Source organism: Rhodococcus sp. EPR-134 (genome assembly GCF_001647205.1).
In the GTDB taxonomy this organism is placed as follows: Bacteria; Actinomycetota; Actinomycetes; order Mycobacteriales; family Mycobacteriaceae; genus Rhodococcus_F; species Rhodococcus_F qingshengii.
This window is the reverse complement of the sequence record NZ_LVCT01000527.1, coordinates 1-10,597: the sequence shown is the minus strand read 5'-3', so window position 1 is coordinate 10,597 and position 10,597 is coordinate 1. Positions and strand designations below refer to the sequence as shown.

7 protein-coding genes and 1 pseudogene are annotated in these 10,597 nt (G+C 58.9%); 6 read left to right on the top strand and 2 right to left on the bottom strand.

The features are described from left to right. Window positions 1-355: pseudogene (locus tag A2J01_RS24095) on the bottom strand (hypothetical protein); the annotation flags it as partial. A gap of 305 nt (window positions 356-660) precedes the next feature. Between A2J01_RS24095 and A2J01_RS37480 the strand changes: the two are divergent. Continuing rightward, entirely contained in the window at window positions 661-870 is a 210-nt protein-coding gene (locus A2J01_RS37480) for a LuxR C-terminal-related transcriptional regulator (RefSeq protein WP_082900948.1), read from the top strand. Between the two features lie 432 nt (window positions 871-1,302). Here A2J01_RS37480 and A2J01_RS24090 read toward each other — a convergent pair whose 3' ends face one another. Next, window positions 1,303-1,833, bottom strand: coding sequence for a hypothetical protein (locus A2J01_RS24090; protein ID WP_064113760.1), 531 nt, complete (start codon window positions 1,831-1,833; stop codon window positions 1,303-1,305). A 107-nt stretch (window positions 1,834-1,940) separates the two neighbouring features. On the opposite strand from A2J01_RS24090, the gene A2J01_RS24085 reads away from it, so the two are divergent. The 5 genes from A2J01_RS24085 to A2J01_RS36990 all read left to right on the top strand — a co-directional run. Next, window positions 1,941-2,408: an SRPBCC family protein gene (locus tag A2J01_RS24085; protein WP_064113759.1), complete on the top strand. Its 468-nt coding sequence runs from the start codon at window positions 1,941-1,943 to the stop codon at window positions 2,406-2,408. An 898-nt stretch (window positions 2,409-3,306) separates the two neighbouring features. After that, window positions 3,307-4,254, top strand: coding sequence for a phospholipase D family protein (locus A2J01_RS24080; protein ID WP_064113758.1), 948 nt, complete (start codon window positions 3,307-3,309; stop codon window positions 4,252-4,254). 777 nt (window positions 4,255-5,031) lie between these two features. Further along, complete coding sequence (locus A2J01_RS24075; RefSeq protein WP_007733695.1) at window positions 5,032-5,289, top strand: hypothetical protein; 258 nt, start codon at window positions 5,032-5,034, stop codon at window positions 5,287-5,289. A gap of 4,308 nt (window positions 5,290-9,597) precedes the next feature. Further along, the gene (locus A2J01_RS24070; RefSeq protein WP_007733691.1) at window positions 9,598-10,380 is read left to right on the top strand and encodes a ParA family protein; all 783 of its coding nucleotides are present in this window, start codon (window positions 9,598-9,600) and stop codon (window positions 10,378-10,380) included. Then, window positions 10,377-10,597: hypothetical protein (locus tag A2J01_RS36990; protein WP_082900949.1), on the top strand; the 221-nt coding region annotated here is incomplete at its 3' end. The genes A2J01_RS24070 and A2J01_RS36990, both read left to right, overlap by 4 nt.

Sequence of the window (10,597 nt, the reverse complement as noted above, 5' to 3'; positions counted from 1 at the left end):
TGGTCGCCGCGACCACGCAACCGACGCCGGCCGTCAGAGATCGTCGCCACAGAGTCGCCGCGAGCAGGCACAGAACCGTGGTCAGCAGCACCGAGATGACGATCTTGATCACGTGCCACTCGAACCAGTAGTCCACCATCTCCGCCAAGCCTCGAGGATAGGTGCGGACTCCGCTACCCCAGTAGTCGACCAAGCTGCGGCCGAGCAGCTCACTCACGACGGATTGATCCTGGAACTGCGGATAGCGTCCGCGTAACAACGCGGCCGGACCCAGAACGAACGCGGCCACCAATGCCGCTCCGGCGCATGACAACGCAACGATCAACCAGCGGCTTCGGTTGACGGACGTACTCATTGACGACTCCCTTCCGAGAGAGAGTCAATCAGCAGGTACCCGACTGCACATCCATCTGCAGTACTACATCTGACGAACGAGGTACCAGGTCAGGATTCGATGCTCTATCGCCGTCCGCGCCGGACTCTGGCAATCATCGCGCACGGCCAGGATCAACCCTGCACCCGTGATGAAGTCGGATTCGGCAACCCCATATCTGCAGCGACCGCGTTGTTGTGCACCGTTTTTGCCTCCACGTCCTCACTGGACGCAAATCGTGAGTCGCTCCCGCCGCGCCATCCATACCGTCGCAGGAGGCGACCGTGATGCGATTAAGTAAGCGCCAAGAACAGATCATCGAACGGGTCGCCGAAGGCTATTCCGGAAAAGTAATAGCACGCTTACTCGAAATTTCACCCAAACCCGTGAGTCCCACCTTCACGCGTAATCGATCGAACGGTCTGCAGGAATGCAGTTTTGAAGCGATCAGCGCTTATCGCGAACATCGAGTTGACCGCCACCGAGCGGGACACTGAAAGCGTCCCGACACTCGGAACTCGCCCGTCAATCGTTCCGTCACAGCCGCGGCCGACCATTTCTACCGAGCACTGGGCCACAAAGTTCCGAGAGTCACAGCGTCGATTCGGATCGATTCGTCGGCCGACTACGATCTTAATCTCAACAGGGTCAGCTCATCACTACTGGTGAGATGATGCATGACCGTGGATGGGCAGTAAGGCACTGAAGTTCTCGGTGAAGCACTAGAAGGTGATCTGGGATTTTCACTGCTGCGGCGAAACACTACGAGAGATCGGGCGGGTCCTCGGCCAGACGATCATGTGTTCTGTGAATCTTCCTGCTCAGGCAGCGACCTGTGCCGAGGGGACGGTTACGCGAACAGTACGCCACCGCCACACCCGCATAACCCTCTTAGGGCGGGTGTGGCTGTGGCGCAACTACATTCCGGGTCAGGGAGTGACGGTGATGCCGGGCGTGGAATTGAACTTGAGCGCCCCGGTCATCTTCGCTGTTCCGGCTCCTGCTGCCGGGCATGATGCGCTTCCCCCGTTGGAGGTGAAGTTCACCGTTCCGGTGTTGTTGGCGGTGACGGTATGTGTTGTGTTGCTGTAGGGCACGGGGCCGGCAGTGCTGGCGGTGACGTCGATGACGCAGCTACCAGCGACTACGTGAGCTCCACCGGTGGGGATTTTGATACTTCCCATCGGTGATCCACTGTCGGCGTTGACGTTCAGAGCCCAGGAACCCGACGTGGTGATCGTTGCCGGCACACCTTCGAGGTCACATCCGGACAGTCCCACGCTCGCGATGTTGATGTTGATGCCGCCCGTTCCGGAGTTCACGTTACCGGGCGCTGCAGGGGTGGTTCCGGTTCCGCTGGTGCAGTACAACTCGAGACCGCCAGTTGTCACGAAACTAAGCCCACTGCTGGTGGCCGTCACCGGAGTGGCTGTGGCGGGGCTGATCGTGGTGGACAGCATCCGACATCTCCGCGCATCACCCCGCCTCGCCGACCGAAGCCGATGAATGCACCCACCGAACGAGAGAAACCTCGCCGACCGATCGGCGGTATGGCAGCATTCGCCACATGACTAGCGAACGGATCGAAGTACAGCGCACCATCCGTGCCGACCCCGCATCGATCTTCGCGGTCCTCTGCGACCCTCAGGGGCACGTCGCCATCGACGGATCCGGAATGCTGATGAGCGCAGATGGCGAACTCGTGACCGCGACCGGCGACGAATTCGTCGTCCACATGGATCGCGAAGCTCTGGGCGACCTACCCATGGGACAGTACGACGTCACAGTGACGATCAAAACCTTTGTTCCCCAACGCGAAATAGCATGGACCATCCTCGGAACTGTCCGGCCTCCAATCGGGCACGTCTACGGATATCGGATCGAGCCGGCCGACGACGGCCACAGTTCCCTCGTGACCTCGTACTACGACTGGTCTGATATCGGCCCCACCTGGCGGCAAGCAGGAATCTTTCCCGTCATCGCCGAAGGATCTCTCAAAGCCACGCTCGGTATCCTTGCACGCACCGTAGCCTGAGGTTATCCGCGCTGACCCCGCCCGAAAGCCCAGCGTCGGGGCCGTGATGCTCCTCTTCCGCGAGCGCGCAGCCCCCACCGTGACAATCGCAGCACTGATCGCCGGTGCCGTCGCAACCTCATGGATCTAGCTCAACGGAATCTTCTTCCCCACAACGTCTCCAGTGAGTGCAATGTCCTACGTTGCACTCACAACCATCACGCCGGGCCCTACCCCCCTGTTATCTGATGGGGCGCCGAAGCCACGCTGACGCATCCCAGCCGCCACCTCACCTGAACTCGCGACGAGAGGCTGCCAAAGAGCGGTAGACGAACCCCCACTGCAGCCCAACACGCCCGGCTTCCCCGTCACGAGGCACGGGTCCATCAGTTCATGAAGACCACGCCGCCCGACCTACACTAGAATGCCGAGACGTTCTCTGCGCGTTCACTTTTCGAGCACCGATCACGAATCGACTCGGCCCGCCAGCGACACTACATCAGCCACCCGATATCCACACGGCGAGCGCCTACGATCTCAGGCCTACACGCCCCTCCAGGCATGGGCCCGCACGATCCACCACGCCCGCCCTCACCCCCGCGGCATCGCGTACCGCGGTAAATTTCCCGGTGCACTGTGCGGGGCGCTGCTCGAACAAGCAGCAGACCCTTCCCACCCGTCCGGCACCATTACTGCCACCGTCCCGTATTGAAATCGCACGCCGAATCGACAGCGCTGCAGTCGCACTGGGGTTTAACGCCGTCTGACCCGGCAGGGTTGATCACTACAACATTCTTCGACCTCCACGACCGATCACAGATATCCGGAAGTTTTTTTTGCTCCGGAGACGACGCAGAACAACGGCAGCTTTCACGCAGGCGCCAGAAATCGGGCCCGATTCGCGCTACCGTTCTAGGCTATGGGGACCAGCTTCCACGGACCGAACCCGTGGCCACACATCACTCGCGCGATCCGCACGCGAGGCCCACGCTATGCCGCTGTCCCCTATCTCGGACACCTTGCGCCCGAACTACTTCCACTTCGCAGTGGAGACCTTCTGATCGTCAATGCTTCTACCGCGGCGATCCGCGCCCACGCCACTTCACCTGCCGTTCTTGCGCACTACCTCAGCAAGGGCGTTCGCATCCTGTCGTCGTCAACACTGCACGCCAAGGTCATCGTGACGAACCAACGAGCTGTAATCGGCTCGCCGAATGCTTCCGAAAATTCCACATTCACCCATGAAGCGGTCGTCATTTCCGATGACCCCCAAGTGGTTGCCGACAGTCGCGCGTTCATCAACAATATCGACGAAACCACTGCTGTAGACCAAATATTCATCGACAACGCCGCGCGCGAATGGGCGATCGGGCGTGCCGTACCCATACCTGGCATCACTGGCCGAATGCAGAACCTTGACAACGACTTTCCTCTTGCTCCGACCAACCGAGTATTTATCAGGCAAGTCAGCGATCACGAAACCCGTCCCTCCGTGCGCATCGCACCTGTGAAACAGACTTCAACGAAGCATCTTTCGGTCAATCCGAGCGTGAGATACCGACTCGAAACACTCAGACTTGGAAAACCAAGCAGCATGGCACGTGGGGACGTCGTCATCCGCGTCTCCACGGACAACGAATTGTTATTGCCACCCGCTGTCGTGATATCCAACCAGGATCGAATACCGGATCCCCCCAGTCATTTTCAGTTCTTTCTCCGCGTTCGCAACGACCTGCTACCGCTTCCTGTGGCAGACACCGAGAGGTATCTCGTCGAGGTCGGGCACCCCAGCGCACAACTGCGGTCCAACCACTACGTTCGCTCGCTCAGTCTTCGGGCCGAACTGTTGGCGTTGTGGAACCTTTGAGTCCTGAGAAACGAATGTTGACGGAATGCGAAGCATTCCTTCGAGTGCGCGAACAGCGCACCGTCAATACGTCGATCCGAGCAATGTACTCACGGAAGTCGAACGACGCACGACTCTAATGTTCGAATCCGGTGAACGAAATCCTCTGCGCAACTGCGATAAAGAGCATTCCGCGTGACAATATACGCGGATCGACCTCCCCCAACCGAAGTCCCTCACGATTCGCAGGCGAACACGAAGGCACAAACCCTCCCCGCTGGAAACCTACGTTCGGCAGCTGACAGGTCAAGGTGCCTTTCCGGATCTTTCAGGTGCTCCTCTCGACACGTGACCCGAGCCATCGAGCTCGCAGACGCACCACCGACTGTCCACAGACCCCCGTCTCCATCCATCTCCACGACACACGGCAGCAGCCTGCGGAAGCGCCGTCCAACACGCGGGTTACATAACCCCTCCCCCGCGTTCAGTCGCACATGAACCTCCCCGGCGTCTGACAGCATGAGAGCAGCCAAGCATCTCCATCCGCTCCCGAAGAATCCAACCCGATTCCGACGCTAGACCCATCATCGAACCGCCGACCGCCAACGCACCCAAACTCCACCTTCAGCGAAGCCGCAGAGGTGGTCCGTCAAGCCCCTCCCTGGTCGGGCCGGCGGCGGCCTGTGAGGCGGGCCGCCGCAAAATCCCTCAGAACTCCATGGCAACATCAACCACACGCGACACACCGAACAAGCGCGCCTACCCGTATCAGTTACAGATTGGTTCTAGTCTTTCCTCATGGCACAGCACAACAAGGGACCTCGCGGACACATCGCGACTCGTGCTCCCCTCAAGCAGCACAAGGTGTACGAGGATCGGGCCGCCGAACTCGGAATCCCTGCTGGGGATTACTCCGTGCTCATACTGGCCATCACCCATGGACTGGACATACCGGACTACATCATCGACAAACTGCATCCGGACCAGCTCAGACTGCTTGAGGTCGAGGCCGCTGGATCACTGCGCCGCATCGAGCAGCTTGCGGTCGGCGCATGAACTACCCCTAGACAGCGAACAACCCCCAGGGCTTGGCGGCATCGGGGGCTGTCCGTTTATGCGGTTGTGAGAGCTTCCCAGCTCCCTGACCACCACTAACCCAGTGAAGGAAGAGGCGGTGACCACCACTACCTCGAAAGGAAGAGGCGGTGCTTACTCGATGATATCGCAGAAACGCAATTCCGCCATACTCGCGGACGTATTCGCGGTGTCATTTTTGGCACGTCCAGATCACATTTCGGCTTTCGCGGCGCTCGGATCACACTTCTGCGTCCCGAATGTCCCATCCGAGCAAGCCAGCACCGTACCCATAGTGGTACCGATGTGCGGCCGCCGGATCGAACAGACCTTCCGAACAACCGCGGCCGTGACGCGCGTACAGCGGACCCGCAGACAGGGAGGCCGCCCCTAGCCGACAACGAACGAAGTGCCCCGATACCTAACTAAACAGCGCAGACCTCTTGAAAAGCACAAAGGCCCCCGAAGGGGGTGATTGGGAGCGGACCGCATCGCGGCGAAATAAGGACTGGCAGGTCCTTGACGTCGACTGAGAACTGGCAGGTTCTCCGACATCTGTTCTCGAACATTCTCGAGAGGTGAGCTTCGAAAGTTAGCGCTTTCTCTGCTCGTACTGCATCCCCCTGGAAGGGACTTACCTATGGCAGGTATGTCTCAGGGTAGCGCATACCCTGAATACAGCCCAACTCATTCCATATCACCAACCTTCGGCGTGTCGCGCATCGGCACCCAATCCGCTGTTCCTCAATCGACAGAAGTCGACGAATGGCAAGCGGCAGTCGACGATGCTCTCTCACGTATCGCGCGCCTCGAATCCGCTACACGGCAACTCAACGAGTCCACTTACCAGCGTGGACGCTCTTGGTCCCTACCTGTCGAACCAACGGAACAAGCACGCGTTCCAGTGTGGACATCACGCAGGGAATGGCTCCGCCAATTCCGGCATCACACCACCAGCCCGGCCGGCAAGGCGTTGTGCGCGCGCAACCTGATCAAGCCCGACAAGGCTTACGCAGTGGCACAAGCTCACGCACATTTCGCCGAATCCCACACCGGCCGCGGGGTCTCCGCAGCGAAATCAACGATCGCTGCCCGGGCCAAAGTCAGCGAATCCTCTGTCAATCGCGCCAGGCGAGTGCTCATCGCGCTGGGAATGGGCATCGAACACGTCCGGGGACGGAACCTCAAAACCCTGGAATTTCTGGCTGCTGAAGCCCATCACGGGGGTCAACAGCACCGCGCTGCATCGACATGGTCACTGTCATCCCCTCGAACAATCGTGGCAACGACACCTCACCGCAAACTCGCCAAGACGCGACCGTCTCGCGCCTCTGAAAGAGCAACCCGCCACAGAGCTCACAACTCTCTGAGGCCCGACGTCAATCGCGTCTATCAGCCCCACAGCAGTCGACCAGGGCCGATAGGAACTGACACCCTATCTAGTGTTGGTTTTTTATCTTTTGAAGTTCTTCCGTTAGGAAGAACTCACCAACGCGCGCACGCGCGAGCCCAGCTCACAACAAAAAAACGAAGCACTTCTCGGATCACACCGCGGCCTCTGGCACTTCAGAGGACTGCAGCCGAACTCGTCAACCATGCGCCGGCTCTCAGACCGACCGGACATATCGGGGCGATCTGTGATCTTCTCCGCGATGTCAAGATCGATACGACGCGATGGACAGGACGTGACATCGCACAGACGCTTTCCCGAGACACAGCAGACCGGGGGTGGATCTGGCCAACAAGATCAAGCCTGATCTCACCGTTGGCATACCTCAGACGCAGGCTCGATGGGATCGACTGGACCGGAGAATCGCCCAGTGAACAGCGTAAATCGGCCGACCTGGCGCGAAAGAAGGAACAAGAATTACTTGAAAGCTCACATGTTCAACGTACGAAAATGGCAGCGAACCCGGAGCACCGCGCCAAGATCCTAGCCAGCATTCGGGCACACCTGACATGCAAGCAGCAGCATTGAGGCTTTACTGGCCCCAATCCGGCCAAGCAATACACGTCCGAAAAACACGCCTCACGATGATCGACAAGCGTTGCCGAGAAGTGTGGCGATCCGTGGCACAGCACCCTGATCGCCACAGGTGTAAATACTCATGGCGACGTTGATCGGGACACAAAGAACCCGGAGGACAACATTTTGATCTAATACGCGGAGCTCCACAGCCATTTTCGGAGAACTGACCCCGCCCGAGCCAGTCAATGGCGGGCTGGCGGTCCGCTTCTCTGCGCTTGAAGAACGCCGCGCTGGTACGGGTTCAACATCCGAGAGGGGTTGAAACGACAGCCGTTTCCTCCAATGCAGACGCGCCCGTAGGTATTCGGATCGTCTATCTCTCCGAGACATGTACCTGACTGAGCATCTTTATTTGCGCAGGTAAACGGCTTTTTGTGCAGAGAAGCATGGTGCGATCACTGCGTGTGACGCATGCTTTGCGAGGCATCCTGGTCGCGCATGCCATACATGCAATGCGTGCGTTGCAAGGCATGCATTGCATGTATGGCAGCGCTGTTGCGTGAACGGTGGGCCACCTTGCGTCGTTCGTAGCCGTCGGCACGGCAGCGCCGGCATCGTGCACGGGATACTTGTAGACGGGAAGCTGTCTCCATCCCCTCCCCCGCTCGGTCGAGAAGTGCGTGTGTTTCGGCGTTGCGATTCGTGCGTCGCTGTATTCGAAATGTGCCCACCCACCCGAAAGTTCCGCTCGCAAAGCGGCGAAATCAAGCCTGACGGAACTGATTCTTCCCACCCCGTCCCCAAGCCTAATTTCGTCACAGTGACGTAAAGTTAGTGCCTGCTCGGACTCGCTTCGGTCATTCCGTCGCGGCCGAACTTCGACTGATCCGGATCTCCACACGTCCCTTCCCTTACACGTCCGGGTTCACACCGCGACCGACCTTTCGCGCAGAATTTTCGTTTCACCGCGGGCCCCCGCTGTGTCCTGAGATGATTCCGCAATGTTGTTCGTGAGTTAGATGAGCACCCCGACTGGCAGTCAGTCGGCTGTATCTCTCAATAGAATTGGAACCCCCTCCCCTCGGTCAGTGCGGTTGTTCGTCCCACGCATGTCTCAGTTTTTTTCACCATCCGTGCGGTTCACGTGAGTCCTTCCTTCTGCCCTGGATGTTCGGACCCCGATGGAATGAAATATGTTCTGGCCTTCAAAGGGGTGCAGGGTTCTATTGAAGTGCCCCCGGTGCGAACATCAGAAAGTTTCTGAAGTGGCAGGCTGTCTTGCCCGCCTCGTTGAGGTTGGCGCGTTCCTTCCATCCCCGCAAGGGCGGTGCATTGGCGGATGGCTGGGCAGGACCGCTCGCGACGGTTGAGCAATTTGTTCTGTGCGCACAGCGGAGATTGCTGAACCCTATATTTCCGCCTTTAGTCAGTTGGCTGCCCAATAGCGTCGCTTCGACTTCCTTGACAATCTGATCGAGACGGACTGTCACACGTTTCGATTCATGTCTGGAAAGCCTCGCTATCGGGTGATCGCGGCAGCCAAGCTGCTCTTGGTCGGTCGACCTTTTGCAACGGTGTGTGACACTCACGGCAGATGTTTTTCGATTCGTTCGATGGCAATGAGTGCATTGACCTGCTATTTTGCGCGTCCACGCAATGCGTGGTCTGCATGCATTGCATGCAATGACTGAAAGATGTTTGGTGCATGCAATGCATGTCCTGCTAGCAGCGCATGGCATGCGTGCAATCCTTGCATACCGCGTCATGCGTGCTCTGCGTGCTCTGCGTGCGCTGCGAGCGTTGTATGGTGTGCATGCAGAGCACCGCGTGCGTGCGGAGGTAGCACCGCTAGCTGTGCGTGCAGAGCACGCCATGCGTTGTATGTGCGCAGTGCTTGGCTAGCGAGGAACGCATTGTGTGCAAAGCATGCGAGGTTTGCGAGCGAGGCATGGATAGCGTGTCGCGCATGACGTGCATGGGTTGCGGTGAACGCGTGACGAGCATTGCACGCGTTGAACGCAAGGGTTGCACTTGATGCAACTCGTGCATGACACGCGCAGAGTGCGAGGCTTGTACGTCACGCATGACATGCGTGTTATGCTACGCGCGCACGTAATGCACAGTGTGCGTGTGTCGCGGGTGAAGCAGACTTAGCGCGCAATGCATGCAGTGCTTGGATTGCCCGTCACGCACAGTCTGCATGCAGCCCACGTACAGCGTGGATTGCGCACACAGCAAGCAATGCACATATTGCATGCAGCGCGTGGTTCACACGCAATGCACGCCTAGCAAGTGTCAACGCCCTCGATGAAAGGTCCGCAATGCAGCCACGCAAAATCGCACTCGGCAACCAGAAGGGTGGCGTAGGCAAGACGGCCTCCACTCTCGGGCTTGCCAGCGCCATCACCGCGGTCGGCGGAAAAGTACTTGTCGTCGACATGGACCAACAGGGCAATACGACCGGTGGCCTCGGCGTCACTCTCGAAGAGGGCATGATGACGGCCTACCACCTCATGAACCAGACCAGGGAAGGCATTGCAGCCGAGGCGATCATTGCCACCCCATGGGATGGCGTCGACCTCATTCCCGCAGACGAAGAGCTCGGCAAAATCGAATCGGATGGGTCGAATGACCTGGTGTTTCGCCTAGACGTTGCGTTCGAAGGGCTCGACCTTTCTCCTTATGACGCTGTGCTTTTCGACTGCCCTCCCAATATGGGCAAGGTGCTGTTCGCGGTTCTTATTGCAGCAGATGGCGTTGTCGCCATCACCGAACCCACAATCGACAGTGTCGGCGGCGTTCAGAAGCTCGAAGAGACAATCGACACCGTTCGTAAACGGGCGAACCCGAAGCTGGAATTCGACAAGATCGTGATCAGTCGTAAACGATCCACCGGCGAACATGAGTTCAGAGAGAGCGAGCTACGGGAGACCTACGGCTCACTCGTCGCCAAGACATCGATCCCGGAACTCGCGGCCCGCCAGGACGCGCACTCGAATCGCACTCCGATTCACCAGTTCAAGGGTGGGAAAGCATTGACGCTGCAACTTGCCTACAGTGACTTGCTCGCTGAGTTGCCCATCGTGATCGGAGCCCCGGCATGAGCGTGAAGCGGGAACCTGCGATTCGTAAGACACATCCGGCTGAACTCATCCCGGAACGTCCGCCCAGGGGAGACGCGACCCCTGCGGCACCTGCAGCTACGCCACCATCGCCTCCAGCGGATCTCAGTGCCCGCAAAGATGAGGAGGAGAAGCTGTCGATGACCCACAACACGCGCATCAAACCTTCGACCAAGGATCGCCTCCGGCGTGGCGTCGA